The organism is Streptomyces sp. WMMB303 (genome assembly GCF_029351045.1).
GTDB lineage: Bacteria > Actinomycetota > Actinomycetes > Streptomycetales > Streptomycetaceae > Streptomyces.
The window spans coordinates 324,879-351,152 of sequence record NZ_JARKIN010000001.1; the positions used below are offsets into that span (position 1 = coordinate 324,879).

General features: G+C 73.7%; 24 protein-coding genes. 18 read left to right on the top strand and 6 right to left on the bottom strand.

Annotated features, from left to right (window positions below; all coding sequences use genetic code 11):
* Window positions 1-147: 147 nt before the first annotated feature.
* Window positions 148-1,197 (top strand): methyltransferase, encoded by a 1,050-nt coding sequence (locus tag P2424_RS01530; RefSeq protein ID WP_276473998.1) that lies wholly within the window; start codon window positions 148-150, stop codon window positions 1,195-1,197.
* 64 nt (window positions 1,198-1,261) lie between these two features.
* Window positions 1,262-2,116: a class I SAM-dependent methyltransferase gene (locus P2424_RS01535; protein ID WP_276473999.1), complete on the top strand. Its 855-nt coding sequence runs from the start codon at window positions 1,262-1,264 to the stop codon at window positions 2,114-2,116.
* A gap of 176 nt (window positions 2,117-2,292) precedes the next feature.
* Here the strand turns inward: P2424_RS01535 and P2424_RS01540 are convergent, their stop codons facing one another.
* Window positions 2,293-3,468: a beta-1,3-glucanase family protein gene (locus P2424_RS01540; protein ID WP_276474000.1), complete on the bottom strand. Its 1,176-nt coding sequence runs from the start codon at window positions 3,466-3,468 to the stop codon at window positions 2,293-2,295.
* A gap of 453 nt (window positions 3,469-3,921) precedes the next feature.
* On the opposite strand from P2424_RS01540, the gene P2424_RS01545 reads away from it, so the two are divergent.
* Entirely contained in the window at window positions 3,922-4,572 is a 651-nt protein-coding gene (locus P2424_RS01545; RefSeq protein ID WP_276474001.1) for an XRE family transcriptional regulator, read from the top strand.
* A gap of 100 nt (window positions 4,573-4,672) precedes the next feature.
* Window positions 4,673-4,894 (top strand): DUF6126 family protein, encoded by a 222-nt coding sequence (locus tag P2424_RS01550; protein WP_276474002.1) that lies wholly within the window; start codon window positions 4,673-4,675, stop codon window positions 4,892-4,894.
* A gap of 18 nt (window positions 4,895-4,912) precedes the next feature.
* Here the strand turns inward: P2424_RS01550 and P2424_RS01555 are convergent, their stop codons facing one another.
* Window positions 4,913-7,681 carry a SpoIIE family protein phosphatase gene (locus tag P2424_RS01555; protein WP_276474003.1) on the bottom strand — a complete coding sequence of 923 codons (2,769 nt, stop codon included), beginning with the start codon at window positions 7,679-7,681 and terminating at the stop codon, window positions 4,913-4,915.
* Window positions 7,682-8,314: 633 nt separating this feature from the next.
* Between P2424_RS01555 and P2424_RS01560 the strand changes: the two genes are divergently transcribed.
* The 4 genes from P2424_RS01560 to P2424_RS01575 are packed head-to-tail and all read left to right on the top strand — an operon-like array spanning window position 8,315 to window position 11,230.
* A complete protein-coding gene (locus P2424_RS01560; RefSeq protein ID WP_276474004.1) occupies window positions 8,315-9,871 on the top strand; it encodes an ATP-binding protein in 1,557 nt (518 codons plus the stop codon).
* Between the two features lie 3 nt (window positions 9,872-9,874).
* Window positions 9,875-10,279: a roadblock/LC7 domain-containing protein gene (locus P2424_RS01565; RefSeq protein WP_078534820.1), complete on the top strand. Its 405-nt coding sequence runs from the start codon at window positions 9,875-9,877 to the stop codon at window positions 10,277-10,279.
* Window positions 10,276-10,629 carry a DUF742 domain-containing protein gene (locus tag P2424_RS01570; RefSeq protein WP_276474005.1) on the top strand — a complete coding sequence of 118 codons (354 nt, stop codon included), beginning with the start codon at window positions 10,276-10,278 and terminating at the stop codon, window positions 10,627-10,629. The genes P2424_RS01565 and P2424_RS01570 overlap by 4 nt, the downstream gene beginning before the upstream one ends.
* Window positions 10,610-11,230 (top strand): ATP/GTP-binding protein, encoded by a 621-nt coding sequence (locus tag P2424_RS01575; RefSeq protein WP_276474006.1) that lies wholly within the window; start codon window positions 10,610-10,612, stop codon window positions 11,228-11,230. Before P2424_RS01570 ends, P2424_RS01575 begins: the two co-directional genes overlap by 20 nt.
* 132 nt (window positions 11,231-11,362) lie before the next feature.
* On the opposite strand, the gene P2424_RS01580 is transcribed toward P2424_RS01575, so the two are convergent.
* On the bottom strand, window positions 11,363-11,869 hold the full coding sequence (locus tag P2424_RS01580) for a MarR family transcriptional regulator (RefSeq protein WP_276474007.1): 507 nt from the start codon (window positions 11,867-11,869) through the stop codon (window positions 11,363-11,365).
* A 478-nt stretch (window positions 11,870-12,347) separates the two neighbouring features.
* Between P2424_RS01580 and P2424_RS01585 the strand changes: the two genes are divergently transcribed.
* The 6 genes from P2424_RS01585 (at window position 12,348) to P2424_RS01610 (ending at window position 21,948) form a co-directional block, all read left to right on the top strand.
* Entirely contained in the window at window positions 12,348-14,537 is a 2,190-nt protein-coding gene (locus P2424_RS01585; RefSeq protein WP_276474008.1) for a glycosyltransferase family 39 protein, read from the top strand.
* Between the two features lie 274 nt (window positions 14,538-14,811).
* Window positions 14,812-15,993, top strand: a complete 1,182-nt coding sequence (locus P2424_RS01590; protein ID WP_276474009.1) for an ROK family transcriptional regulator — start codon at window positions 14,812-14,814, stop codon at window positions 15,991-15,993.
* 95 nt (window positions 15,994-16,088) lie between these two features.
* Window positions 16,089-17,354 (top strand): 6-phospho-beta-glucosidase, encoded by a 1,266-nt coding sequence (locus P2424_RS01595; RefSeq protein WP_276474010.1) that lies wholly within the window; start codon window positions 16,089-16,091, stop codon window positions 17,352-17,354.
* 83 nt (window positions 17,355-17,437) lie between these two features.
* On the top strand, window positions 17,438-18,502 hold the full coding sequence (locus P2424_RS01600; protein ID WP_276478779.1) for a BadF/BadG/BcrA/BcrD ATPase family protein: 1,065 nt from the start codon (window positions 17,438-17,440) through the stop codon (window positions 18,500-18,502).
* A 101-nt stretch (window positions 18,503-18,603) separates the two neighbouring features.
* A complete protein-coding gene (locus P2424_RS01605) occupies window positions 18,604-20,688 on the top strand; it encodes a SpoIIE family protein phosphatase (protein ID WP_276474011.1) in 2,085 nt (694 codons plus the stop codon).
* 120 nt (window positions 20,689-20,808) lie between these two features.
* A complete protein-coding gene (locus tag P2424_RS01610) occupies window positions 20,809-21,948 on the top strand; it encodes an aminotransferase class V-fold PLP-dependent enzyme (RefSeq protein ID WP_276474012.1) in 1,140 nt (379 codons plus the stop codon).
* A gap of 30 nt (window positions 21,949-21,978) precedes the next feature.
* Here the strand turns inward: P2424_RS01610 and P2424_RS01615 are convergent, their stop codons facing one another.
* Both P2424_RS01615 and P2424_RS01620 read right to left on the bottom strand, forming a co-directional pair.
* Window positions 21,979-22,623: an HD domain-containing protein gene (locus tag P2424_RS01615; protein ID WP_276474013.1), complete on the bottom strand. Its 645-nt coding sequence runs from the start codon at window positions 22,621-22,623 to the stop codon at window positions 21,979-21,981.
* A gap of 54 nt (window positions 22,624-22,677) precedes the next feature.
* Entirely contained in the window at window positions 22,678-23,124 is a 447-nt protein-coding gene (locus P2424_RS01620; RefSeq protein WP_276474014.1) for a nitroreductase family deazaflavin-dependent oxidoreductase, read from the bottom strand.
* 218 nt (window positions 23,125-23,342) lie between these two features.
* On the opposite strand from P2424_RS01620, the gene P2424_RS01625 reads away from it, so the two are divergent.
* Both P2424_RS01625 and P2424_RS01630 read left to right on the top strand, forming a co-directional pair.
* Window positions 23,343-23,558 (top strand): EF-hand domain-containing protein, encoded by a 216-nt coding sequence (locus tag P2424_RS01625; protein WP_276474015.1) that lies wholly within the window; start codon window positions 23,343-23,345, stop codon window positions 23,556-23,558.
* A 345-nt stretch (window positions 23,559-23,903) separates the two neighbouring features.
* Window positions 23,904-24,719 (top strand): SAM-dependent methyltransferase, encoded by an 816-nt coding sequence (locus P2424_RS01630; RefSeq protein WP_276474016.1) that lies wholly within the window; start codon window positions 23,904-23,906, stop codon window positions 24,717-24,719.
* A 33-nt stretch (window positions 24,720-24,752) separates the two neighbouring features.
* Here the strand turns inward: P2424_RS01630 and P2424_RS01635 are convergent, their stop codons facing one another.
* Entirely contained in the window at window positions 24,753-25,127 is a 375-nt protein-coding gene (locus P2424_RS01635; RefSeq protein WP_276474017.1) for a hypothetical protein, read from the bottom strand.
* A 132-nt stretch (window positions 25,128-25,259) separates the two neighbouring features.
* Between P2424_RS01635 and P2424_RS01640 the strand changes: the two genes are divergently transcribed.
* Together P2424_RS01640 and P2424_RS01645 are read left to right on the top strand one after the other, a co-directional pair.
* The gene (locus tag P2424_RS01640; RefSeq protein ID WP_276474018.1) at window positions 25,260-25,745 is read left to right on the top strand and encodes a helix-turn-helix transcriptional regulator; all 486 of its coding nucleotides are present in this window, start codon (window positions 25,260-25,262) and stop codon (window positions 25,743-25,745) included.
* A gap of 10 nt (window positions 25,746-25,755) precedes the next feature.
* Window positions 25,756-26,166: a VOC family protein gene (locus tag P2424_RS01645; protein ID WP_276474019.1), complete on the top strand. Its 411-nt coding sequence runs from the start codon at window positions 25,756-25,758 to the stop codon at window positions 26,164-26,166.
* The last annotated feature ends 108 nt before the right edge of the window (window positions 26,167-26,274 follow it).

Genomic DNA, 26,274 nt, shown 5'->3' on the forward strand with positions numbered 1-26,274 from the left:
GCACGACCCTCCCTGCGCACACTGCCCCGAACCGTGCGACAAGCGACCGTGCCGCAGCCGGGAGGACGAGCCGTCGAGACGGCGTCGCGCGAGCACGACAGCCGCGCGACCCGGGCGCGACCCGCGCGACGAGAGGGGACCCAGCTGATGACCAGTGCCGCCCGCCCGGACCCCCAGCACGCTCCGGCGGCCGCAGCGGACCCGGCCGGCCAGTTGCTGGAGCTGTCCTTCGGCTACCTCTACTCGGCCGCCCTCCACACGGCGGCCCGCCTGGGTATCGCCGACCATCTGACCGACGGCCCGCGCACCGCGGAGCAGCTCGCGCAGTCGGCTCAGGCGCACGGTCCGCACCTGCGGCGGCTGTTGCGCTTCCTCGCGACGAAGGGCGTCTTCCGCCAGGACGAGGCCGGCCGCTTCCACCTGACCCCGCTCGCCGAACCGTTGCGCACCGGCGTCGAGGGGTCGCTGCGCGACTACGTCATGATGCGCGGAGAGGACGTCTTCTGGCTCCCGGCGGCCCGGCTGCCGGACGCGGTACGCACCGGTGGCACCGGCTTCGAGCAGGTCTACGGTCTCCCTTTCTACGACCACCTCGCCGCGCACCCCGAGGTGGGGGCGGCCTTCCACGCCAGCATGGCGGCGTTCTCGCAGACGCTGAGCGACGATGTCGCGGGCGCCTTCGACTTCTCCTCGGTGCGGAGCGTGGTCGATGTGGGCGGCGGGCGCGGCGGGCTGCTGAAGGCGATCCTGCTGCGCCACCCCGCGGTGGCGGGTGTCCTGTTCGACCGGGAGCCGGCCATCGCCTCGCACGTGCTCGACATCCCCGAACTGGCCGGGCGGTGGCAGGCGGAGGCCGGCGACTTCTTCGCCGCGGTCCCGCCCGGCGCCGACGTCTACCTGCTGAAGCACGTGCTGGCCGGCTGGCCGGACGAGGAGTGCGTGCGGATCCTGCGGGCATGCCGCCGCGCGGCTCCGGCCGGCGGCCGGCTGCTGGTCGTCAACGGTCTGATCCCGGAAGGGAACGAGCCGCATCCCGGCAAGACCCACGACATGCTGATGATGACCGTACTCGACGGGAAGGGGCGCACGCGCCGGGAGTACGAGCAGCTCCTGGCGCGGGCAGGACTGACCGTGCGCCGGGTGGACACCCTCTCCGCGCACGCGTCGATCATCGAGGCCGTGGCCGACGGCCGTTGACCGGGCCGTCGGCCGACCGACACCGGAAGTCAGCAGCCGACGGACGGCCGCCGGAAAGGACGTCATGACCGAGACGATGGACGCGGTGGGACGCACAGCGCTGCTGACCGCCGCCATGCGTGCGCTGGAGAGCCGACGGCCGGACCGGCTCCACACGGACCCCTACGCGCAGGAGCTGTGCGGCGACGAGGGGCCGAAGCTGCTGGACGAGATGTGGGGCGCGACCTTCCCACCGCACCGGCGGCGCGCGATGCCCGACAGCCTCGACGTCAACGCCATCCGCACCCGCTTCTTCGACGATCTCCTGCAACGCGTCTCCCGGGGCCGGCACGCCCAGATCGTGTCCGCCGCCTCCGGGGTCGACTCCCGCCCCTACCGACTGGAGTGGGCGCCGGAGGTGCGCTACTACGAGATCGACCGCCCGTCGGTGCTGGATTACAAGCAGCGCCGGCTCACCGGAGCGCACCCCCGGGTGGCACACCGGATGATCGCGGCCGATCTGACCGCTCCCGGCTGGGAGCGCCGACTGGAAGCGGCCGGATACGACGCGACGGCGCCCTCGGTGTGGCTCCTCGAGGGCGTGCTTCCCTACCTGCACGAGGACGAGGTGCACCGCTTGCTGCAACGCATCCGCACCGTCACCGCCACCGGGAGTCTGGTCGCGGGGGATCTGGTCAACGCCGAGGCGCTGACCTCGGCCCAGGCACGCGGCCAGCTGGATGTCTTCGCCCGGTGGGGCTGCCCCTGGCGGTTCGGCACCGACGACCCGGAAGCCCTCTTCGAGAGACACCGCTTCACCGCCGAGGTCGTCCAGCCCGGTGACGAGAGCGCCCACTACGGCCGTTGGCGGGACCCGGTGTCCCCGCGGAGCGTGCCCGGCGTCCGCAGGATCTTCCTCGTGTGCGCCGAGCGGCGCTGAGCCCGCGGTTCCCCGGTGCGGCAGCAGCCCGGCACCGCGCCGAGGCGCGGCTCTCCCGCGCCTCGGCGCCGCCCGGGTCGGGCGGGTGCCCCCCGGGGCGGTCAGGCGGTCCACGCCGCCCCCGCCACGGAAGGCGGCGTGGACCGGCGGCGGACGACGGACGTCCGCCGCGGCCGTCACCCGAAGGGCGTCAGTGTGAGCGTCAGTTCGCTCGCGGCGCCGTCCTCGATGTAGGAGGCGAAACCGCCCACGTCGTCGAAGGCGAAGCCGTACGCCTTGCCGTCCTCCGTGGCGGCGTGCATGGCCTTGGCGTAGTGGTGTGTGAGGTCGCCCTGGTAGAAGGCGGCGGGGTCGGTGGTGGGCTGGTCGGCGGCGGAGAGCAGGGTGGTGCGGTTGAAGGCGGCGCCGAGGATGGCGGCGACCGGGCCGGTGGTGCCGTCGTTGGGTGCGGCGAGCGCGCCGTCGCAGAAGAGGACGTCCTTGGTGGACGGCTTGCCGAAGGACACCTCGGCCGGGCCGGAGAAGGACAGCCGGTCGCCGGCCACCCGGCCGGTGAACGTTCCGGCGTTGGTTGTGACCTTCAGATCCTTGCTCTGGTACGCGGCCCAGACCTGGTCGATGTACGGCGCGAAGTAGTCCTCCGCGAAACGGCCGGCACCCAGGCCGTGGCCCGGGGCTATGACGCGCTTGTCATCGATGACGAGCTGCGAGAACGCCTCGACGGAACGCACCGAGTCGAAGATCCGGTCGCGGGCGCCGGGCTTGAGCGTGCCGGTGGTCTGCTGCTTGGTGCCCTTGAGCCCGATGGCCAGCGGCACGCTGAACATGTCGACCATGGTGGTGTTGCAGTACATCGCGCCGCCCTGGTACGTGAACTCCGCACAGTCGTGCACGACCGGGTAGTTGGGGTCGGACTCGACCCAGGCGGCGGGGTACGCCAGGGCGGCGCCGGTGTCGGCCTCGACGGCCTTGAACTTGAGCTTCTCGCCGCAGGCGACATAGATGCGGCCGGACATCTCCGGAAGCGAGACGACCGTCTCGGTGCCGGTCAGTGGGATGGCGTAGTCGGTGTAGCCGTCCGGGCCGTTGTCGGACATCTGCACCGGCTTCAGTTCGCCTTCGGGCGTGACGTGGCACTGGTTCGTGCCGTCGTTGCCCACGATGTAGAGGTGGATCGACCCGTTGTCGTAGGCGCCGCTGTTGTTGACGATTTTCAACGACAGTCCGGCGGCGGCGGTCGGCCGGAAGAGGCTGCCCGCGGTCGCCTGCTGAGCGACGAGCCCGGCGGCGGGGACGGTGACTGCGGCGGCTGCGGCGCCGCGGAACAGCGCGCGGCGGCTGACGGGACTCATCGGACAGAACCTCCGTTGACGGCGGCGGTGGGGGGAACGGGGAGACCGACATCGTTGTCGGCCAGCGGTGCGGCGCCGTGCGCGGCACTCGTCGGCGCGGCCGGGGCGCCGGCGGGAGAGGGGTTTCGCCGACGGCTGCTTCGTGCGGAGCGGTTCCGCACAGGCGTGATCGACGGACTCATGATGCGCTCCTTCAGTGTGGGGGTGGGTGAGCGCTCTCACGTCACGGCAGAGAACGGTGCCGAAGGTATGGACCTTCGTCAAGGGCTCGTGGAAGCCGGTCGCTCCACAGGCGTGCGGCGCTCACCACCCGGCGTGCCGAGCGGATGTGACGTCCTCACAGGTCACCACGGGAGGAGCGGGAGCCCGGTTCACGGCGGGGCCGGCCTGGAGCAGTTTTGCCTGTGAGGCAAAGCCTTTGCCCCACAGGCGAAGAGTGTCTTTAATCAGGGTATGAGTCCGAACCCTCCCCATGATGGGGCACCCGGGCCGGAGGCGGGAGAAGCGCCCGCGTTCGCGCCCCGCATGCGCCTGCTGAGGCGGCGCAGTGGGCTGAGCCTGGAGGCGTCGGCGCGCAGGGCGGGCCTCTCCCCCGCGCACCTCTCCCGGCTGGAGACCGGCAAGCGGCAGCCGTCGCTGCCGCTCCTGCTCACCCTCGCCCGCGTCTACGGCACGACCGTCGGTGAGCTGCTGGGCGAGACGACCACGGCCGCCGACGCGATCGTCCGGGGTGAGGAGACACCGACCGTCGACGCCGGGGGATGGCACTACCGGCAGGCGGGACAGGCCGGACGCGCGATGCAGGCCCTCCAGGTCCACGTGCCGCGCGGCCCACAGCGGGACCTCGTCCGCGTCCATCCGGGCGAGGAGTGGATCCATGTGCGCCGCGGCGCACTGCGGCTGACGCTCGGCCAGGTCACCGAGACGCTGGCGGCCGGGGACTCGGCGCACTTCGACTCGCTCACTCCGCACCGGCTGGAGGCCGTCTCGGCGGACGGCGCGGACCTGCTCTTCGTCCACACTCTCCTGCAGTCCCCCACCGCCGAACTGTGCGTGACCGGCTCAGCCGGTGCCACCGCGCCCGGCGGCACCCCGCGGCACTGAGCCGCGGACCGTGCGCCGGCGCCACCGGTGGCGCCGGCGCACCAGCCACCCCGTCCCACCGCAGCCCCCCCTTTCCCGCGTGCGCACAGAAGGGCCCGCCATGACCTCCCACCAGCAGGCACCGGAACCGCAGTCCCCCTCGTCCGCGCCGGCCTCCCGGCAGCCGCCTGCCCGGCGCGAGCGCCGCTACGAACCGGGCGAGGAGCGCGGCGACGGCCGCTTCCCGCGCGGTCTGGCGCTGCGGCTGTTCGTGTACGTGGTGGCCGGTCATCTGCTGGCGGGGTTCCTGTTCCTCCTCTTCGAGCTGGGCGGCGGCAAGTAGCCGCCGCGTGCCGCGGTGTCACACCAGCGGCACCTCCGACGGTGCACCGTCCAGCGACAGTTCGGCCCAGATGGTCTTCCCCTCCGCGGTGTAGCGGGTCCCCCAGTGCTGGGCGAGCTGCGCGATCAGGAACAGCCCCCGGCCCCCCTCGTCCACGGTGGTGGCGCGCCGAAGGTGCGGTGCTGTGCTGCTGCTGTCCGAGACCTCGCAGGTCACATAGCGGTCGCAGAGGAGCCGCACGGTGACGGGAGGCGCCCCGTAGCGGATGGCGTTGGTCAGCAGCTCGCTGAGAATGAGCTCCGCGGTGAAGGCCGTCTCCTCCAGACCCCATTCGACCAGCCGGGCCGCGCACGCGGCCCGCACCGGGGCGACGGCTTCCGGGTCGCTGGGGACCTCCCAGCGGGCGATCCGGGAGGACGGCAGCAGCCGCGTCTCGGCGACGAGCAGCGCGATGTCGTCACGGTCCTCGCTGGTGCGGTCCGGCAGCATGGCCTCCAGCACGGCAGCGCACGTCTCCTCGGGCCCCTGTCCGGTGCCGGAGAGCGCGACACGCAGCATCTCCAGCCGTTCATCGAGATCGCGGCTGCGGACCTGGACCAGTCCGTTGGTGTACAGCGCCAGCCGGCTGCCTTCGGGCAACGTCAGGGTGCGGGTCTCGAACGGCGAGGCACCCAGTCCGAGCGGCAGGTTCTCGGGGGCTTCCAGGACGGCGGTGGTGCCGTCCGGACAGGCCAGCGCGGGTGGCGGATGGCCTGCCCCCGAGAACTGGCAACGGCCGGAGGCGGGATCGTAGATGGCGTACAGCACGGTCGCTCCGGTGACCGCGGCGGTGTCCGGGCCGAGCGTGGGGTCCTGGTCGATGCGCATCACCAATTCGTCCAGGTGGGCGAGCAGTTCCTCCGGGGGAAGATCCAGGGAGGAGAAGTTGTGCACCGCGGTGCGCAGCCGGCCCATGGTGGCGGCCGCGTGCAGTCCGTGACCCACCACGTCCCCGACCACCAGCGCCACCCGGGCACCGGGCAGCGGAATGACATCGAACCAGTCCCCGCCCACCCCCGCCCGCGCCGGCAGATAGCGGTAGGCGGCCGAGACGGCGTTCTGTTCGGGCAGTCCGCCGGGCAGCAGGCTGCGCTGGAGTGTGACGGCCAGACCGTGCTCGCGTGCGTAGCGCCGGGCGTTGTCCACGCAGACCGCGGTGCGGGTGACCAGCTCCTCGGCCGAGGCCAGGTCCTCGGCCTGGAACGCGCGCTGGTCCCGGCGCCAGAAGCAGGCCCGGCCCAGCACGGTGCCGCGGGCCCGCAGCGGCACCATGATCAACGAGTGGAAGCCCTCGCGGAGCATGCGTTCGGCGCGCTCGGGGTCGGTGGCACGCCAGTCGGTCGCGGCGGCCAGATCCGGCTCCAGGACCGACTCGGCCAGGTCTCCGGCGTCTCCGGCGTCTCCGGCGCGCCCGCCGCCTTCGCCGCCCCCGGCGGTCCCGTCCTCCCTTCCGCTTTCGCTCCCTCCCGGGCCCGAGAGGGGCGGAACCGCGGGGCTGCTGTCCACCGGTTGCAGCGGCGGGACGGCGCCGCCCTCGAAGCGCAGCGCGACCCGGCGGACGGCGGCGGTGGACGGACCGGGCAGCGGCTCCTGCCCGCCGATGACCGGTTCGAGCAGGTCGACGGTGGCCGCGTCCGCGAACCGGGGGACCGCGACCTCGGTCAGTTCCTCGGCGGTGCGCACCACGTCGAGCGTGGTGCCGATCCGCAGACCCGCGGTGTAGAGCAGTTCCAGGCGCTGGGCGGCGACCTGGGCCTGGCCGGCGACCTCCCGCAGTTCGGTGGTGTCCCGCAGCGTGGCCACGCACCCGGCCGGGCCGCCGTCGGAACCGGTGGGGCGCTGGTTGACGGCGAGCATCCGGTCGCCGACGGCATACACCTCGTCGCTGGCGGAGCGGCCGGAGGCCAGCAGCCCCGCGATGCCCGGCTCCAGCCGCAGGTCGTCGATCTGCTGCCCCTGCGCGTGGTCCGGCAGCCGCAGGAGCCGGTGCGCCTCGTCGTTGGCGAGCACCAGCCGCCCGGTACCGTCCAGGACGAGCACGCCCTCCCGCGCGGCGTGGAGCACCGCGTCGTGATGTTCGTACATGCGCGTCACCTCCGCCGGCCCCAGGCCGCGGGTCTGGCGGTTGAGCCGCCTGCTGACCAGCCCGGCGCCCAGGGTCGCGAGGAGGAGGGCGCCCGCGGCGCCCGCCCCTACCCACGGCAGTTCGCGGTCCAGCTTGGCCGAGACGGTCGCCAGGTCGACGCCCGCCGTGACCAGCCCGATCACCGTGCCGTCCGGGTCCTGCACGGGGGCGACCGCGCGGACGGAATCCTTGGGCTGGCCTTCGAACTGCTCGGTGTAGGACTGGCCGGCCAGCGCCCGGCTGAAGTCGCCCGAGGCCCGTTTGCCGATCAGCCGCGGGAGGGGGTCGCTGAGCCGGACGCCCTGCCGGTCGAGGACCGCGACGAAGTCGATCCCGCACTCACGACCGGCCCGTACGCTCACCGGCTGCAGCTTCCCGGTCGGGCGGGGCGAGCGCAGGGCAGCGGCGGTCGAGGGAGAGAGGGCCAGCGTGGCGGCACAGGTCAGGGAGCGTTCCCGGGCGCTGCGGACGTCGGCCAGTCGGGCCTGCCAGGCCAGGCCCGCGGCGGCGGCGAGCACCAGCAGCAGCACGATCGCCAGTTGCAGTACGAAGACCTGTCCGGCAACGCTCCGCACCGCGAGCCGGGAACCGCGCTTCGCGGCGCCAGGACGCTTTTGAGTCATGCAGCATGGTCTATCGCCCTTTGCCATGAATCCCGCGGATGCACAACCCGGCCGTGCGCACGGCAACACCTGCGAGGCACCCCGTACCGGCCAAGCGCGCGGGACGGCGGGCCGTGGAGAGGCACATCAGGGCACAGCACATCCGCCGGGAGGCACATCCCCGCCGGGCGAGGCGGCTCCGTCCGGCGGCGAGGTCACCGTGCCGCAGCCCGGGCCGCCGCTTCCCCGGGGCCGCGGCCGGGGCGGGTCCCGGTGCACGGCGGGCGGGTGACCGCACCGTCCCGAACCGGAGCACGCGCCGGGCGGCGGCGGCCCCGATCCCGCGGGCCGCACCGGCGGGAGCGGGGGCCCGGACAGCGGAGCAGAGGGGCGTTCGTCCGACTATGCGAACGGCATGTGCGTACGAAGATCAGAAAGGGCTATCCTGCGAACGGTTCTGCGAGTTGACGCCACAACGACCAGGCCGCGGCCAGAGTCCTTTCCCCGCAACGGGGTTCCGCGTACGGCGAGTCGGCAGTCGTGCCGGCTGGTGCCACGCATCGCTGGTCATGATGTCGATCTTATGCTGTTGAGAGGGTGCTGATGGTCCGTCGCGAAGTGTCGTCCGGAAGTCGAAGGCCCGCTTCCAGAACGATGTGGTGGGTGCCCACCGTCCTCGTGGTCCTGGCCACCGTGCTCGCCGCGGCACTCGTCCCGCCCTCCTCCCGCATCGCGGTGCTGGTGTGCGGCGCCGTGGCGACCGCCGTCCTCGCGGGTGTGACGGCGGAACTCGTGCGCCGCGGGGCCGAGTCGGAACGTTTCCGCGCCGAGGCCGCAGCACGCGAGGCGGATCTGCGCAGGCACCTGGAGGAGCAGGAGGCCGCCACCGTACGGCTGGCCGAGGAGGTGCTGCCGCGCGCCGTGGCGAGGCTGGAGGAGGGCGAGTTCTCCCAGGACGTCCTGCGCTCCTACCCCGTCGACGGCGGACTCGGCCCGCGGTTCCGCGCAGCCCACGAGGCCCTGCTGCGCTCCGTCGTGGAAGCCGTGCAGTCCGAGGAGACCATGCGCGACTCGGCGCAGCGCGGCGTCGTCAACGTCGCCCGCCGCGTCCAGGCCATCGTGCACCAGCAGGCGACCGATCTGCGCACCATGGAGGACCGGCACGGCAACGAGCCCAAATTCTTCACCGACCTCCTCCGACTGGACCACGGCACCGCGCTCATCGGCCGCCTCGCCGACAGCATCGCCGTCCTCGGCGGGGCCCGGCCCGGCCGCCAGTGGAACCGGGCCGTCCCGCTGTACAGCGTGCTGCGCGGCGCGATGTCCCGGATCATCGAGTACCAGCGGGTGGAACTGCACTCCGTCGCGGAAGTGGCCGTCGTCGGCCCCGCCGTCGAACCGCTCATCCACGCGCTGGCCGAACTGCTGGACAACGCCACCCGCTACTCGCCCCCCAAGACCCGCGTCCATCTCACCGCCGTCGAGGTGCACATGGGCATCGCGGTCGAGATCGAGGACGGCGGGGTCGGCCTGAGCGAAGAGGCCCGCGCCCGTGCCGAGCGCATGCTCAAGGAGGCCCGGGCCGGCATCGACCTGAACGACCTGGGCGAGTCGCCGCGGCTGGGCCTGGCCGTGGTCGGCCGGCTGGCGCAGGCGTACGACTTCCAGGTCTCGCTGCCGCCCTCCGCCTACGGGGGGGTCCGCGCGGTGCTGACCGTGCCGCAGAGCCTCATCACCACCGCCCCGGCCGAGGGCCGCGCACACGGCATCGGCGCCGCCTCCGGCCTGCGGCCGCTGTCCTCCGACGCCCCGCGGCCGGAGTCGGGAGAGCACCGCGGCGCGGCGGCCGATGCGGCCCGACACCGGGAGGCCGCCCCCACTCCCGCCCCCGCCGGAACCGCCCCGGCGGCGCAGAAGCCGGACGGCGTCGCCGCCGCGCATCCGGATGGCGGGGCCGCGGCCGACGGACAGCAGGACCAGGCGCCCGAGCGGACGCCGAGCGGCCTGCCGCAGCGCAGGCGCCGCCGACCGAGCGGAGACGGGCGGCCCGCGGCAGCTCCGCGCCCGGCGCGCCCGGGCCCCGCCGCCACCGCACACGAGGAACCCGCACCCGGCGTATGGATGGCCGAACTCCACAGCGGGCTGCACGGCGACAGACCGGCGCCGGACCCGGCTCGCGCCAACAGCGACACGTCAGACAAGGATGAGTAGCCGATGGATCACCGCGCGGACATGGACTGGATGCTTAAGGACCTCGCCGAGAGCGTCCCGCAGACCCGTCACATAGTGGTGCTGTCCTCGGACGGCCTGTGCATGGCCCGGTACGACACCGACGTCGACACCGCGGACAGGATCGCGGCGATCGGCTCGGGTCTGCAGAGCCTCTCCGGCGCGGTGGCCGCCGAGTTCCCGCAGAGCGACGGGCGGATGCGGATGGTGGTGATCGAGGTGAGCGGCGGCTTCATGTACCTGATGGCCGCCGGCGCCGGCGCGCACCTCGCCGTGCTCGCGGACGAGGGGGTGGATGCCGGGCTGGTCGGTCAGTGCATGCGCGATCTGGTGGCCCGCATCGGTGCTCATCTGACCAGCCCGCCACGGACCGACGGGCAGGTGCCGTGAGCGAAAACGGCCACGGGTGGGAGGAGAGCGGCCCGGAGCGGCTGTATGTGATCACCGGGGGGCGGGAGGCGGACGCCGAGCGGGTCCGGCTCGACCTGGTGACGCTGATCGTCTCGCGGGAGGAGCCCGGGGTGGGCATGCAGCCGGAACTGGCGGCGATCCTGCGGATCTGCCGCTCGCCGCTCTCCGTCGCCGAGATCTCCGCGTATCTGGCCCTGCCCTCCAGTGCGACCGGTGTGCTGCTCGACGACTTGCTGACCGACGGGCGGGTCGAGGCACGCGAACCCGCCAGCTCTCTTCCCGACATCGCATTGATTGAGGCGGTAATCGATGGACTCCAAAAGCTCTGACACGGTCCTGGAGCCACGGGAGGCCGACCGGCTTCCCTCCTCCGCTTCGTCCGCGGTCAAGATCGTCATCGTCGGCGGATTCGGCGTCGGCAAGACGACGCTGGTCCGCTCGGTCAGCGAGATCAGGCCGCTGACCACCGAGGAGACGATGACCCGGGCCAGCACCGGCATCGACGACCTCGCCGGGGTCGAACGCAAGTCCGAGACGACGGTGGCGATGGACTTCGGGCGGATCAGCCTCAACGAGGAACTGGTGCTCTACCTCTTCGGCACGCCCGGGCAGCAGCGCTTCTGGTTCCTGTGGAACGGACTGTTCGAAGGCGCGCTGGGAGCCGTGGTCCTGGTGGACACCCGGCGGCTGGAGGTCAGCTTCGACGTGATCGGAAGGCTGGAGGAGGCGGGGGTGCCGTTCGTCATCGCCGTCAACGCCTTTCCGGACGCGGCCAGTTATCCGACCGAGGAACTGCGGTCCGCACTCGACCTGCCGACGAGTGTGCCGATCGTGGTCTGTGACGCACGGCGCCGCGAATCCAGCCGGGATGTCCTCATCTCGCTGATGCACCACCTGCGCGACCACACCCTGACTGCGGAACCGAGCTGACAGCGCAGCCGAGCCGCCGGGGCCCGCGAGCCCCGTCTCCGGGGAGCCCGTCTCCGGTGAGCCCGGCGCCGGTCGCGCGGCGTCCCGCGCCGACTCCCGGCGCGGGACGCCGACGCACCGTCGGCGGACAGATCAGGCCGAGCGGTCGTCGACCTCCCGCAGCGCGGCGAGCCGGGCGAGCGGGGCCGCGCCCTCGGTCGCCTCACGGAACGCCCTGAGCCCTTCGTAGAGCACGGCGCGCGCCTTGGGCGACATCGCCTCCAATGTCACGGTCAGCGCCTCCTCGCGGTGGAGCCGCAGATCGCTGAGGTACTTCCGGCCCTGGTGGGTCAGATGCAGTTCCAGCTCCCGTCGGCTGACCTGACTGGGCAGCCGCTCCAGGAAGCCGAGCGCCTGGAGGCGGTCGCACAGCCGGCTGACCGACGAGGGAGCCGAGCCCAGCATCTCCCCCAGCATGCGCAGATTCATCCCCTCATCCCGGTCCAGACAGTAGAGGACGCGCAGCTGGGAAGCGGAGACCGGGGAGGAGGAGACCGCGTCGCGGCCGTGCTCCCACAGGACTTCCAGCAGCTCGATGACGTCCCCCACCGTCCCGGCGCCGGCCGACTCGCTGCGGCCGCCGGGAGGCTCGCCGGTCACTGCTCCGCTCCGCGCCGGTACCACCGGTCTGGGGCGGGGGTCGAAGCCACGTTTCACTCCACACGATCGGCGCTTGTGCCGCCCCCGGCTCTGCGAGGCTCGCTCGCCGCCGTCCGGGTCCGGTACGAGTTTATCCCTTCGCACCCGCCCCGGACAGGCCCGCCTCCCCCGCCCCGCGGGGTGCGGGCGCGCCGGGCCCCGCCACAGGCGGCACCGGAGCGGCACTCACAGCCGCCGCACAGGTCCAGCACAGGCGGATGACAGGGCCGTTCGCGAGGTTCGGACCCATGCTCGCCGAGAACCCGGCCGCCCGCGCCGCCGGATCCGCGGCCCGGCCCGCCGCCGACGGGACGGTGGCCTTCCGGCCGCTCGGCCCGGCGCAGGCCGAGCGGCCGTGCTTCTCGTCCCGAGCCACGCGGGCGGCAGCGACTGCACGCCCGTGGCGCCACCACGGACCTGAAAGAAAGCGGACTCCAGTATGACCACCCTCCATCCTTCCGGCAGCGCGGCGGAGGCGCCGCGCCCCGGTCCCGGCTCCGATGCCGGGCACCGGGGCGGCCTCGGCGAGCGGATCCGGTCCCGGGCACGGCACCGACGGGCCGGACGGCCACGCTGGGAGTCCCCGGCGTTCTGGGCGCTGCTGGCGGTCTCCGCCGTGCTGTACCTGTACGGCCTCGGCTCCTCGGGCTACGCCAACTCCTTCTACTCGGCCGCCGCCCAGGCGGGTGGCACGAGTTGGAAGGCGTTCCTGTTCGGTTCGCTCGACGCGGGCAACGCCATCACCGTCGACAAGCCGCCGGCCGCACTGTGGCCGATGGGTCTCTCCGTCCGGCTCTTCGGCCTGGGGTCCTGGCAGGTCCTGGTGCCGCAGGCGCTGCTGGGCGTCGCCTCCGTCGGCGTGCTCTACTCGGCCGTGCGCCGCCGCACCGGGCCGGCCTCCGGTCTGCTCGCCGGGGCGCTGCTGGCCCTCACCCCGGTGGCGGCGCTGATGTTCCGCTTCAACAACCCGGACGCGCTGCTGTGCCTGCTGATGGTGGCGGCACTGTGGTGCATGGGCCGGGCCGTGGAGGACGGCCGCACCAGGTGGCTGGTGCTGGCCGGAGCCTGCTTCGGAGCGGGATTCCTGGCCAAGGCCCTGCAGGCGTGGCTGATCCTGCCGGCCGTGGCGCTGGTCTACCTGGTCTGCGGACCGACCCGGCTGCGGAACCGGATCGGGCAGCTGCTGTGCGGCGGAGCGACCACCCTGGTCACCGCGGGCTGGTGGGTCGCCCTCGTGGAGCTGTGGCCCGCCGCCTCACGGCCCTACATCGGCGGCTCGCAGGAGAACAGCTTCCTGGAGCTGACCTTCGGCTACAACGGCTTCGGCCGGCTGACCGGCGAGGAGACCGGCAGCGTCGGCGGCGGAGGCGGCCGCGGCGGCGCCTGGGGGCAGACGGGGCTGGACCGGCTGTTCACCGGCACCGCGGGCGGTCAGATCTCGTGGCTGCTGCCGGCCGCCCTGCTGTTCCTGGTCGCGGGGCTGGTCCTGGCGGGCAGGGCGTCCCGCACGGAACCGCTGCGGGCCGCGTTCCTGCTGTGGGGCGGCTCGCTGCTGAGCACGGCTGCGACCTTCAGCTTCATGTCCGGAATCTTCCACGACTACTACACCGTCGCGCTGGCGCCCTCTGTCGCGGCCGTGGTGGCCATGGGTGCGGCCACGCTGTGGCGGGAGCCGAGCCGGCCGCTGCGGAACGCGGTCCTGGCGGCGGCGGTCGCGGGGACGGCGGGCTGGTCGTTCGTCCTGCTGGGCCGGGCCCCGGACTGGTTCCCGTGGCTGCGCTGGGTGGTCTCGGCCGCGGGTGTCGCGGCGGCCTGCGGGCTGCTTGCGGCCGCCGTGCTGCCCCGCACCCTGGGGGGCGCGGTCGCGGCGCTGGGACTGCTCGCGGCGGTCGCCGGGCCGGTGGCCTACACGGTGAGCACCGTCGGTACCCCGCACACCGGCTCGATCGTCACGGCGGGCCCAGCGGTGAGCCGGGGCGGACCGCCCGGCATGCGGGGCGGGGGCAAGGGCATGCCGGGGCCGGGCACGAAGCGCCCCACCCCCGGAGCGGGACAGAGACAGGGCGCGGGACCGGGCCGCGGACAGACGCCCGGTGGGCAGCAGGGATCCCCGGGCGGCGGAACGGGCACGCAGCAGGGTGCCGACGCCGGACCCGGTGTGCCGCCCGGTCCCGGCGGCCCCGGGCAGCGAACCGGCCGAGGCGGCGGCACGGGCGGCGGACGGGGCGGCCCCGGCGGCGGGGGCGGGATGGGCGGGCTGCTCGACGGCAGCCGGGTCTCGGCGAAGGCGGCGGCGCTGCTGAGCGCGGACGCCGGGTCCTGCACCTGGGCGGCGGCCGCCGTCGGCTCGCAGAACGCGGCGAGCTATCAGCTCTCCACCGAGCTGCCGGTGATGGCGATCGGCGGCTTCAACGGAACCGACCCCTCGCCCACGCTCGCACAGTTCAAGAAGTACGTGGAGCAGGGGCGGATCCACTACTTCGTCGCCGGTTCCCGGGGCGGCCCCGGAGGGGACCGTGGCACCTCCGCGCAGATCAGCTCGTGGGTGGCGGAGAAGTACCCGGAGGTGCAGGCAGGCGACGCCACCTTCTACGACCTCACCCGGCCGAAGGAGGCAGCGGCGGAGTGACCGGGGGCCGCGGGCGGCAGGGCCGGCGTCGGAACCGACCCGCCTCCCACGGCTGTCCGGCAGTCCCCGACACCGTGGTGCCGGCACGGCCGGCGGCAGGGCACGGAGCCCGGTCGGCTTCCCGGAACCGGGGACCGCTGTGAGGGCCGGCCCCTTGACCGGGCGGTGCGGGGGTCCTAGATTCCCCGGAACCAACAGGAAACTTTCCTTACGGATATCGGCCGTCCACGCGGTCCGGCACCGGACGGCAGATCCGGAGAGACAGGGCATCACCATGGCCGCACCGACCGTTCCGAGCGGTATCGGCACTCCGGGCGTCCCGCGCGTACTGCGCGCCATGAACGACCGCGCCGCACTCGACCTGCTCGTGGCGCACGGCCCGCTCACCCGCACCCGGATCAGCGAACTGACCGGCCTGTCCAAACCGACCGCCTCCCAGCTCCTGAGCCGACTGGCGGAGTCCGGCCTGGTGCGCACCCGCAGCAAGGAGCGCGGCAGGCCCGGCCCCGACGCGCTGCTGTACGAGATCGACCCGACGGCCGCCCGGGTGGCCGCGCTCTCCGCGGGCCCCCGGGGTGTCTCCGCGGTGGTCGCCGACCTCGCGGGCACCGTCGTCGGCCGGGCCCGTGTGGCGGCGGACCCGGCAACCGGAGGTTCTCGCGACCGGACCGCGCGGCTGGTCGGGAAAGCCGTGGGCGCCGCGCTGCGGGAGGCCGGCTCGGAGCGGCCCCGCCCGCACACCACCGTCATCGGGACCCCCGGAGCGATCGACCCCCGCTCGGGTGAACTGCGCTACGCACCGCACCTGCCCGGCTGGCACTCCCGCGCCCTGCACACCGAGCTCACCGAGGTTCTGGGCGCCCCGGTGACCATCGAGAACGACGTGAATCTGGCGGCCGTGGCGGAACGGCACGCGGGCGCGGCCCGGGGCCACGACGACTTCGTCCTGGTATGGGTCGACGACGGCATCGGCGCCGCCGTCTTCGCCAACGGCGCCCTGCTGCGCGGGGCGACGGGCGGGGCGGGCGAGGTGGGCTACATGCCGCTGCCCGGTGCTCCGCTCGCCCGGGGCGGCCCGGGCACGTACGCGCGAGCCGACGCGGGGGGCGGGTTCCAGAGCCTGGTCTCGGTGCCGGCGGTATGCCGCCTCGCTGGCGGCGCGCCGCTGGCCGAGGCGTTGGCCGACCCGTGGGTGCGGACCGAGACCGCTCGCCGGCTGGCCGACGGCATCGCCGCCCTGACTGCGGTCCTCGACCCGCGTCTGGTCGTGCTGTCCGGCGCCGTACCGCGCGCCGGAGGGGAAGAGCTGCGCGCGCTGGTGGAGCGCGAACTGACCGGGCTCGCGCTGCCCCGACCGCTGCTGCGGCTGAGCGAGCTGGAGGACGACCCGATTCTGGGCGGGGCGCTGCTCTCCGCCCTGGCGCGGGCTCGTGACGACGTGTTCGACACCGGCTGAGCGCACTGCGGCCGCATCGGTCCGCCTCCCACCGCCCTCTTTCGACAGGACCTTCCCCGAGGCGTCACCCGCACCGGAGCACAGGACGGAGAGACATGAAACTGGCCGTGGTCGGCGGAGGCTCGACCTACACGCCCGAACTCGTCGACGGCTTCGCACAGTTGCGCGAGGTGTTGCCGATCGACGAGCTGGCCCTGATCGATCCGGCGGCCGACCGGCTGAACCGCGTCGGCGGCCTGGCCCGGCGCATCTTCGCCCGGCAGGGCCACCCCGGCACCGTGACCACCACCGACGATCCGGACGCCGGTGTCGACGGCGCGGACGCCGTGCTGCTCCAACTGCGGGTGGGCGGCCAGGCCGCCAGGGAACGGGACGAGACCTGGCCGCTGGAGTGCGGCTGCGTCGGCCAGGAGACCACCGGTGCCGGAGGACTGGCCAAGGCGCTGCGTACCGTGCCGGTGGTGCTGGACATCGCCGACCGGGTACGTCGCCGCAACCCCGACGCCTGGATCATCGACTTCACCAACCCCGTCGGCATCGTCACCCGCGCGCTGCTCGACGCCGGGCACAAGGCGGTCGGGCTGTGCAACGTGGCCATCGGCTTCCAGCGGAAGTTCGCACGACTGCTGGAGACCGCACCCTCCCAGGTACATCTGGAACACGTCGGACTCAATCACCTCACCTGGGAGCTGGGCGTCCGACTCGGCGGCCCGGACGGTACCGACGTGCTGCCCGGCCTGCTGGCCGAGCACGGCGCGGCCGTCGCCGAGGACGTGCGGCTGCCCCGCGCGCTGGTCGAGCACCTGGGTGCCGTGCCGTCCTACTACCTGCGCTACTACTACGGACACGACGAGGTGGTGCGCGCCCAGCGGGAGGGGCCCACCCGGGCCGCGGAGGTGGCCGCGCTGGAGCGGGAACTGCTGGAGATGTACGCCGACCCGGCCCTGGATTCCAAGCCCGGACTGCTGGCCCGTCGCGGCGGTGCCTACTACTCGGAGGCAGCCGTCGACCTGGCCGCCTCCCTGCTGCGCGCAGGTGGCAGCGCCCACCAGGCGGTCAACACCCGCAACCGGGGGACGCTGCCCTTCCTGCCGGACGACGCGGTGATCGAGACCCAGGCCCGGATCGGCCCCGACGGCGCCCGTCCCCTGCCGGTGCCCGCGCTCGACCCGCAGTTCACCGGGCTCATCTCGCACACGGCCGCATACGAGGAACTGGCCCTGCGCGCCGCCCTGCACGGCGGCCGCGACCGGGTCTTCGCCGCGCTGCTCGCGCACCCGCTCATCGGCCAGTTCGACCGGGCCGAGCAGCTGACCGACCGGCTTCTCGCACACAACAAGGAACACCTCGCGTGGGCCTGATCCGAGCCCGTTCCGCGGCACCTGCCGCCGGACCGCGTCCCGCGGCGTCCGCCGCCGCGGGCACCGCCGGGTTCCCGGCCCGCGTGCCGGGCGCCGGCCCCTCCCCCGCCCTCCTGGCCGTCGACGCGGGCAACAGCAAGACCGACGTGGCGCTGCTCGGTACCGACGGCAGCGTGCTGGGCACCGCGCGCGGGGGCGGCTTCCGCCCGCCCGCCGTGGGGGTCGACGCCGCCGTGGACGTCCTCGCCGAGGCCGTCGAGCGGGCACACGCCGCGGCCGGGCCGGGCGGCGGCACGGCTCCCGTGCATCAGGTGACGGCCTGCCTGGCCAACGCCGACCTGCCCGTCGAGGAGGAGACCCTGACCGAGGCGCTCACCGCGCGCGGCTGGGGGCGGCGGGTGGCCGTGCACAACGACACGTTCGCCGTGCTGCGCGCCGGAATCACCGCACGGGACGGCGAGGCGGCGCCCCGCGGGGTGGCCGTCGTGTGCGGCGCCGGGATCAACTGCGTCGGCGTCCGGTCCGACGGGCGCACCGCGCGCTTCCCCGCCCTCGGACGGCTCTCCGGGGACTGGGGCGGCGGCGGCGGGCTGGGCGAGGAGGCGCTGTGGCACGCGGCGCGCGCCGAGGACGGCCGGGGGGAGCCCACCCTGCTGCGTACGGCCCTGCCCGCACACTTCGGTCTGGAGTCGGTGTACGCGCTGATCGAGGCCGTGCATCTGGGGCGCATCGCCTGGGAGCGGCGGCTGGAACTGGTGCCGGTGCTCTTCGCGGCGGCCCGCAGGGGGGACGCCGTCGCGGACGGGCTGGTCGCACGAATGGCCGAGGAGGTGGCCACGATGGCGGTAGTGGCCCTGCGCGAGCTGGACCTGCTGACGGAGGAGGTCCCGGTGCTGCTCGGCGGGGGCGTCCTCGCCGCGGGCCACGCCCTGCTGGACGACCGGGTCACCCGGCTGCTGGCGGAGCGCGCCCCGCGTGCCGTTCCCCGTGTCGTGCGGGCCCGCCCGGTACTCGGCGCCGCTCTGCTGGGCCTGGACACGCTCGGCGCATCCGTCGCGGCGCACGACCGCGCGCGCCGGTACTTCGAGCCGCCGCGGCTCTCGGACGGCGCGCCCGCAGCCCCGGGCCCCGGCGCGGCCCGGGGCTGATCGCGCCCGGCGGCGGAATACCGGCCCCGCCGGGGAGCACGACAGCGGACCAGGGGGGAGGATGGGAGGGTACGGCCCCGTCCAGGGAGGTAGCCGGCGTCGTGACGAACCGCGAGGAGCCGCCCGAGGGTGACACCGGCGGGGTGCCGGGGGTCAGCCTCTCCCCGCCCGGTGGGCTCCTGGATGTGCTGGCGGTCGGCGCCGTACTGCTGGACGAGCACGGGCGCATCGTCCTGTGGAGCCCGCAGGCCGAGGAACTGTTCGGATATTCGGCGGCGGAGGCCCTGGGCCGGTACGCGGCTCCGCTGCTGGTGCCGGAGCAGCGGACCGCGCTCGTCCTCCGCCTCTTCGACGAGGTGATCCGGGAGGGCAAGAGCTGGGCGGGCGTCTTCCCCGTCGTCTGCAAGGACGGCCGGACCCGCAAGCTGGAGTTCCGCAACATGCGGCTCCATGACGACCAGGGCGCCCGCTACGCGCTGGCGCTGGTCACGGACCGGGCCGCGCTCCGCGAGGTGGAACGCGATCTGGCCTTCTCCACACTGCTCATCCGGCAGTCCCCGATGGGCATCGCGGTCATGGACACCGATCTGCGCTATGTCTCGGTCAACCCCGCCCTCACCCGCCTCGACGGGGTCGACGAGGAGGGGCATCTGGGCAGGACGGTGCGCGACGTCCTGCCTCCGACCCACGCCAGGGAAGCGGACTCGGTGCTGCGCCGGGTCCTGGAGACGGGCGAGCCGGTCATCGACCGGGAGGTGCTGGGCAGCGAGACCCCGGGAGGCCGCGGCCACGCCTGGTCCGTCTCCGTCTACCGGCTCGACGACTCCGGTGGGCGCCCGCTGGGCCTCTCCATCTCCGTCACCGACATCACCGCCCGGCACCAGGCCGCGCTCCAGGCCGAGCTGGCCCGGGAACGCCTCTCGCACCTGGCCGAGGCGTCCGTACGGATCGGTACCACGCTCGACCTGGAGCAGACGGCGCGCGAACTCGCCGAGATCACCGTCCCCGAACTGGCCGACATCGCCGCCGTCGATGTGCTGGACGCGGCCGTGCGGGACCGGCCCGGGGGCCTCTCGGCGGAGGGGAGCGCCACCTTCCGCGCCCTGGCGCTGGTGGCCGGCTATCCCACGGTCGCGGTCGAGGCAGCCGACTCGCCCGGGCAGGTGGCCCGGTACGGCGCCGAGCGGCTCGTGACCCGCTGCGTCGCCACGGGGCAGCCGGTCGCCGTACCGGCCGTCCAGGACGAGGACCTGAGCAGGATCGCCCGCGACGAGCACGCCGCCGGCCTCCTCGCCCAGGCGGGCGTCCATTCCTACCTCGCGGTTCCACTGATCGCCCGCGGCGAGGTGCTGGGTGCGCTCGACCTCAAGCGCACCCGCAACCCGAAGCCCTTCGACCACGACGACACGATCCTGGCCTGCGAACTGGCCGGGCGCGCCGCCGTCTGCATCGACAACGCCCGCCTCTACCGCCAGCAGCGCAGTATCGCCCTGATGCTGCAGCGCAGTCTGCTGCCGACACCCGCCACCGCCACCACCCGGCTGCGCATCGCCTCCCGGTACCAGCCGGCCGGAGCGCACAGCGAGATCGGGGGCGACTGGTTCGACGTCCTCGAGCTGGCGGAGGACCGCACCGCGCTGGTGGTCGGCGATGTGATGGGCAGCGGCATCAACGCCGCCGCCACCATGGGCCGGCTGCGCACCGCGACCCAGACGCTCGCCCGGCTGGCGCTGCAGCCGACCGAGGTGCTGCACCATCTCGACCAGATCACCACCGGCCTCGATCCGTACTTCGCCACCTGTCTCTACGCCGTCTACGATCCGCGCGGGAACCGCTGCCGGATCGCCTCCGCGGGGCACCTGCCGCCCGTCCTGGTCCCGGCGCGGGGCGAACCGCGGCTGGTGGAGGTGGTGCCCGGCACCCCGCTGGGGGTCGGCGGCGGTACTCACAGCACGGTCTCCGTCGATCTGTATCCGGGCGACCTGCTGGTGCTCTACACCGACGGTCTGATCGAGACGCGGCACGACGACATCGAGGACCGACTGGAGGTGCTGCTGGGCCTGCTGCGCCCGGTCGCCGGGGCCGACGACTCCTTGGAGCAGACCTGCGACCTGCTCCTCGAAGCGTTGCGCAGTCCCGAGAACCACGACGACGTGGCGCTGCTCCTCGTCAGTCCGACGGAGTAGCACGGCGGCCCCGCGGCGGCGGGCGCCAGGGCCGGAAGGGGGCGGCCGCGCCGACGGACGTAGGCTCGGAGGGGAGCAGGGCCGTGACCGGATGCGGCCCGTCATGGCTGGAAGGCGACCGTGACCGCGAACACCGAGCACCCGTCCCTGCTGGATCTGCCGCCGCTGAGTGCGGAGCACTTCGCCGCCGTCGAGGACAAGGTGGCCTCGCTGCTGCGGACCCGGGGCGACATCGTGACGATGCAGGGCGAGGCGCTGCTCCCGCTGGAGGCATGTATCCGTGCGGCGGCGCCGCGCGGCAGTACGGCGCTGAACGTGGTCACCGGCCCCTACGGCGAGACGTTCGGCGGCTGGCTGCGGTCCTGCGGCGCGGAGGTCGTCACACTGACCGCGCCGTTCACCGGCGCCGTCGGGGCGGACGAGGTGGCCCGGGCGCTGCACGAGCACCCGGAGACCGGCCTGGTGAGCCTCGTCCACGCGGAGGCGGCGACCGGCAACACCAACCCGGTCGCCGAGATCGGCGCCGCTGTGCGCGAGCACGGGGCGCTGCTGATGCTGGACGCGGTCGCCTCGGTGGGGGCCGAGCCGCTGCTGACCGACGCCTGGGGCGTGGACCTGTGCGTCATCGGTGGTCAGAAGGCGCTGGCCGGTCCGGCCGGGGTGTCGGCCGTGTCGGTGAGCGCCCGTGCGTGGGACCGGATCGCCGCTAACGAGAGCGCGCCCCGCCGCTCCTATCTGTCGCTGCTGGACTGGAAGGAACGGTGGCTGGACGGCGGCCGGAAAGCGCTGCCGCACGCTCCGGCGCAGTTGGAGATGCTGGCCCTGGAAGCAGCCGTCGACCGGGTGCTCGCGGAGGGCCTGGACTCCTCGATCGCCCGGCACCGGGCGGCGTCGGCCGCGACGCGCGCCGGGGTGCGGGAACTGCCCGCGCTGGCCGCGTATGTGACGCGGGACCAGGACGCGGCCCCGGCCGCGACGACGCTCCGGGTCCCGGCCGACGGCATGGACGCACGCGAGGTGGTCGCCGCGGCGCTCGGCGCCGCCCCGGAGGCACCGCTGCAGGCCGCGGGCGGTGCCCTGGCCGCGGAGGTGCTGCGCGTCAACCATTACGGGCGGTCGGCCGACCGCACGGTCGTGTTGGACTCGCTGGCGGCGCTGGCCGACGGCTTGGCCGCGCTCGGTGTGCCCGGCGCAGCGGATGCCGGGGCGGAGGCGCGCGAGGCTGCCGCCGCGGCGTGGGAGAGCGCGCTGCGGGCGTGATCCGCGGCAGGGGGGCGGTACAGGCCGCGCTCACTCCGGCCAGGGTGACTCCAGAACGGCGCGGACGAAGTCTCCGCGCCGGAAGTGCGGGTCGTAGTGGGCGAGGACGTCCGCCTTGACGTTGCCGAACGTCGTCTCCGGCTTCGGCTGCACACCGTCCGCGAACGCCCGCAGGATGCCCTGTTTGAACGCCGGGCGCGGGTGCGCGGCGACCACCTCCGCGCGGTCCGCTTCGGAGATCTCTCCGTACCCGGAGCCGAGCACGTCGTACTCCACCCCGGCGGCCACCAGCGCCACCTCGGGTTCCATGAACTCGGGGATGCCGGGCGTGGTGTGCAGGGCGACGGCGGTCCACACCCGCCGGATGCGGTCCTCCGGGATTTGGCGGGCCGTCAGGAAGCGGCGGGCTTCCTGGGCTCCGTCCACCTCGAAGCGCCGTCCGCTGCCGTGGAAGGTCTCGCCGAGACCGACGTCGTGGAAGAGCGCCGCGATGTAGAGCAGTTCCGCGTCGTGGCCGATCCCGCGCGCGCCTCCCAGGAGGCTGCCGAAGAAGTACACCCGCAGCGAGTGGTCGTAGATCAGGTCACTGCTGGTGTCGCGCACCAGTTCGGTGGCCTCCGCGGCCAGGCGGGAGTCCGGCACGCGTACGCCTGCCGGGCTGTGCTGTTCACCCATGGCCTCCTGGCCTCCTTCTCCGCCCCGGCGTGGTCCGCCGGGTGTGCGGCGGGGTCAGTGACCTTCGGGGGCGGGTTCCAGGACGAGGACCGGGATCTCCCGGTCGGTCCTGCGCTGGTAGTCGGCGTAGTCGGGGTACGCCTCCACGGCACGCTCCCACCACACGGCCTTCTCCTCGCCGGTGACCTCACGGGCCGTCATGTCCTGTCGCACCGGACCGTCCTGGAGTTCGACCCGGGGATCGGCGAGCACGTTGCGGTACCAGACCGGGTGCGAGGGTGCCCCGCCCAGCGACGCCACCGCCGCGTACCGCCCGTCGTGCTCCACCCGCATCAGCGGCGTCTTGCGGACCTTGCCGCTCTTGGCCCCCTTGGTGGTGAGGACGATGACGGGCATGCCCCGCATCGTGGTGCCCTCCCGGCCGCCGGAGCGCTCGTAGAGGTCGACCTGGTCGCGCACCCACTGCTCGGGGCTCGGCGCGTACTCGCCCTCGACAGGCATGGTGTGTCCGCCCTTTCGTCGTCTGGTCCGGGTCCGTCCCGGAACCGCGCGGCCGTCGGCCCGCGGCCCTCTCGGCTTACCACGGGCAGCGGGGGCGTACACGTACCCGGGTGCGGAGCAAGGGGCGGCCGAGGCGCGTGCGCACGGCGGGGATAGCGTGGCGGGGCACGTGCCGACGGGCACGTGGTCGGTACATTCATGCGGAGGTAGGGGCTGTCGTGGCCGGTATAGAGGACGCACGCAAGACCTTTGACAAGTTCGACCGGAACGGCGACGGGTACGTCACCCCGGTCGAGTTCCAGCAGGCCATGGTGGAGCTGGGGGACCTGCACTACACCGTGGGCCTCGCGGAGGCCATCGTCAGCACCCGGGACGCCAACGGCGACGGCGTCCTCACCTTCGAGGAGTTCTTCGACAAGGCCAAGAACCTCTGAGGGACGAGGCCCAGGCCCCCGACGGCGGATCGTCCCCCGCGGGCTCCGCCTCGCGCGCACCAGGCGGCCGCCCGAGCGGGCGGCCGCCTTGCGGCATCCGGTCGGCAGGCCGGGAAGGTGACCGGGGCGCGGCGCCGGGCCCGAGCGGGCGGCGCGCCGCCCGTCCGGGCCGGGCAGCACCCGCCCGCCATGGCAACCAGGCCTGCGCGCACGGCGGTTGTCGGCCGGGACCGGCCGCGCGGAGCCGACCTCGCCGCCCCGGGCGCCCGGGGGTCGGTCGTAGAGTGTCACCCACGAGATCGTTGCCCCGGCAGACCACCGGGGCGGAATGTCTGGGGCGCACCAATGACGGAAACCGGGGACGGGCAGCGGCCGCTCAACACAGGTACGGCACACTCGGCACGGGTCTACGACTACATTCTGGGCGGCAAGAACCATTACGAGGCCGATGTGGCCGCCGGTGAGGCCATGATCGAGGTCTGGCCCGCGCTGCCGGTGCACATGCGGGCCAACCGGGCGTTCATGCTCCGGGCGAGCCGCTACCTGGCGCGCGAGTGCGGGATCCGGCAGTTCCTGGACATCGGCACCGGGCTGCCCACCTCGCCCAACCTGCACGAGGTCGTCCAAGCCGTCGAGCCGGGCGCCCGGGTCGTCTACGTCGACAACGACCCGATCGTGCTGAACTACGCGCAGGCGCTGCTCGCCAGCACCCCGGAGGGCCGCACCACCTACGTCCACGCGGACATGCGGGACCCGGACGCGATCCTCGGCTCGCCCGGGTTCCGCGCGACGCTGGACCTCGACGAGCCGATCGCACTGCTGGTCATCGGGATGCTGCACTTCATCCACCCCTCCGACGACGACCACGGGCTGCTGCGCAGGCTGCTGGACCCGCTGCCGCCCGGCAGCTACCTGGCCGCGACCATCGGCACCGCGGACTTCGCGCCGCAGGAGGTGGGCCGGGTCGCGGAGCAGTACGCGTCGGAGGGGATGCCGATGGCACTGCGCACCCATGAGGAGGCGGCCGCCTTCTTCACCGGGCTCGACCTCGTGGACCCCGGTGTGGTGCAGGTCCACAAGTGGCGGCCCGACGCGGGGGACGAACAGGTCCGGGACGCGGACATCGCCATGTACGGCGCCTTGGCCCGCAAGCCCCGCTGACGCCTCCGCCGACCCCCGCGCCGGGCGCTCCGCTCACTGGTCGGAGTACCGCAGCTCCCCCACCGTCCAGGCGCTCACGTCCCGGATGGCGATCCGGTACATTCCGCCCGTCTCGGGAATGCCCACCGAGCCCTGCAGGATCCGGGCGACATGGAAATGCAGGTAGGAGGGCGCCTCGGCCTCGGGGGTCGCGGCGTCCTCCAGAACCGGGACGAAGGAGCCCGCGAACGGGCCGAGCCGGTCGGAGTCCCGCAGGACCTCGGCAACTCGCTGCCTCCACACCGACTCGGGAGCCAGCCGCCCGGTGATGACGGCTCCGTGGACCACGACGGTGAGGGACATCTGGTTGGTCTGCTCCGACTCCACCGTGGCGGCGATGTCGACGAGCAGCGCGTCAGCGTTCGGCATGGCTGGTGATGCTATAGGGCCGGGCCGCACGTCCGCGACAGGCCGGGGTGTCCCGCGTTCCGCCGCCGTCCGCGGTCGCTCGCGCCGCCGGGCACACCGGGCCGCGGCAGCCCCCGGCGTACCATCACCCGTGTGGCGAACAGAACGATCTCGGCGCAGCAGCTGCGCGACCTGGCACGGCTGCGCCGGGTGCGCGACCGGATCGACCGGGAGTACGCGCAGCCGCTGGACGTCGAAGCCCTCGCTCGTGGCGTGAACATGTCGGCCGGGCACCTCAGTCGCCAGTTCCGGCAGGCCTACGGCGAGTCCCCGTACTCCTACCTGATGACACGGCGTATCGAACGCGCGATGGCACTGCTGCGCCGCGGGGACCTCAGCGTGACCGAGGTCTGCTTCGCCGTCGGCTGCTCGTCGCTGGGCACCTTCAGCACCCGCTTCACCGAACTGGTCGGTATGCCGCCCAGCACCTACCGCAGGCGCACGGCGGACGATCCGGCGGGGCTGCCACCGTGCGTCGCCAAGCAGGTGACGAGGCCGGTCAGGAACCAGCCGGAGGGCCGTCCGGCCGGGAACCAACAGGTCAGGAATCGAGAAGCACCCCCGGCCGGCCGCGGCTAGCGTGAGCCACATGGACATCAGCATTCACACCACTGTTCTCCCGCACGACGACCCGGACGCCTCGCTGGCCTTCTACCGCGACACCCTCGGCTTCGAGGTCCGCACCGACGTGGGTTCCGGGACGATGCGCTGGATCACCGTCGGCCCCGCCGACCAGCCGGGTACCTCCATCCTCCTGGCGCCCCCGGCCGCCGACCCCGGGATCACCGACGACGAGCGTCAGACGATCGCCGAGATGATGGCCAAGGGCACCTACGGCTGGATCCTGCTGGCCACCCGGGACCTGGACAGCACCTTCCAGAAGCTGCAGGAAGGCGACGCCGAGGTCGTCCAGGAGCCGACCGAGCAGCCCTACGGCGTCCGCGACTGCGCCTTCCGCGACCCGGCGGGCAACCTGATCCGGATCAGGGAACTGCGCTGAGCCGTGCGCCGGCCGCGCGACACCCGGCCGGCACGAGGGGCGGCACCGGACCGGCCGGGGCGTCACCACGCCGGTCCGACCGCACCGGGCGAGGAATCCGCGGGCCGC

What these genes read in the sequence shown, in the direction of transcription:
- P2424_RS01630 (WP_276474016.1), top strand. Translation starts at nt 23,904, where the DNA reads ATGACGGAAACCGGGGACGGGCAGCGGCCGCTCAACACAGGTACGGCA.
- P2424_RS01585 (WP_276474008.1), top strand. Translation starts at nt 12,348, where the DNA reads ATGACCACCCTCCATCCTTCCGGCAGCGCGGCGGAGGCGCCGCGCCCC.
- P2424_RS01620 (WP_276474014.1), bottom strand. Translation starts at nt 23,124, where the DNA reads ATGCCTGTCGAGGGCGAGTACGCGCCGAGCCCCGAGCAGTGGGTGCGC.
- P2424_RS01635 (WP_276474017.1), bottom strand. Translation starts at nt 25,127, where the DNA reads ATGCCGAACGCTGACGCGCTGCTCGTCGACATCGCCGCCACGGTGGAG.
- P2424_RS01540 (WP_276474000.1), bottom strand. Translation starts at nt 3,468, where the DNA reads ATGAGTCCCGTCAGCCGCCGCGCGCTGTTCCGCGGCGCCGCAGCCGCC.
- P2424_RS01595 (WP_276474010.1), top strand. Translation starts at nt 16,089, where the DNA reads ATGAAACTGGCCGTGGTCGGCGGAGGCTCGACCTACACGCCCGAACTC.
- P2424_RS01575 (WP_276474006.1), top strand. Translation starts at nt 10,610, where the DNA reads ATGGACTCCAAAAGCTCTGACACGGTCCTGGAGCCACGGGAGGCCGAC.
- P2424_RS01590 (WP_276474009.1), top strand. Translation starts at nt 14,812, where the DNA reads ATGGCCGCACCGACCGTTCCGAGCGGTATCGGCACTCCGGGCGTCCCG.
- P2424_RS01565 (WP_078534820.1), top strand. Translation starts at nt 9,875, where the DNA reads ATGGATCACCGCGCGGACATGGACTGGATGCTTAAGGACCTCGCCGAG.
- P2424_RS01555 (WP_276474003.1), bottom strand. Translation starts at nt 7,681, where the DNA reads ATGACTCAAAAGCGTCCTGGCGCCGCGAAGCGCGGTTCCCGGCTCGCG.
- P2424_RS01645 (WP_276474019.1), top strand. Translation starts at nt 25,756, where the DNA reads ATGGACATCAGCATTCACACCACTGTTCTCCCGCACGACGACCCGGAC.
- P2424_RS01530 (WP_276473998.1), top strand. Translation starts at nt 148, where the DNA reads ATGACCAGTGCCGCCCGCCCGGACCCCCAGCACGCTCCGGCGGCCGCA.
- P2424_RS01560 (WP_276474004.1), top strand. Translation starts at nt 8,315, where the DNA reads ATGTGGTGGGTGCCCACCGTCCTCGTGGTCCTGGCCACCGTGCTCGCC.
- P2424_RS01615 (WP_276474013.1), bottom strand. Translation starts at nt 22,623, where the DNA reads ATGGGTGAACAGCACAGCCCGGCAGGCGTACGCGTGCCGGACTCCCGC.
- P2424_RS01550 (WP_276474002.1), top strand. Translation starts at nt 4,673, where the DNA reads ATGACCTCCCACCAGCAGGCACCGGAACCGCAGTCCCCCTCGTCCGCG.
- P2424_RS01535 (WP_276473999.1), top strand. Translation starts at nt 1,262, where the DNA reads ATGACCGAGACGATGGACGCGGTGGGACGCACAGCGCTGCTGACCGCC.
- P2424_RS01545 (WP_276474001.1), top strand. Translation starts at nt 3,922, where the DNA reads ATGAGTCCGAACCCTCCCCATGATGGGGCACCCGGGCCGGAGGCGGGA.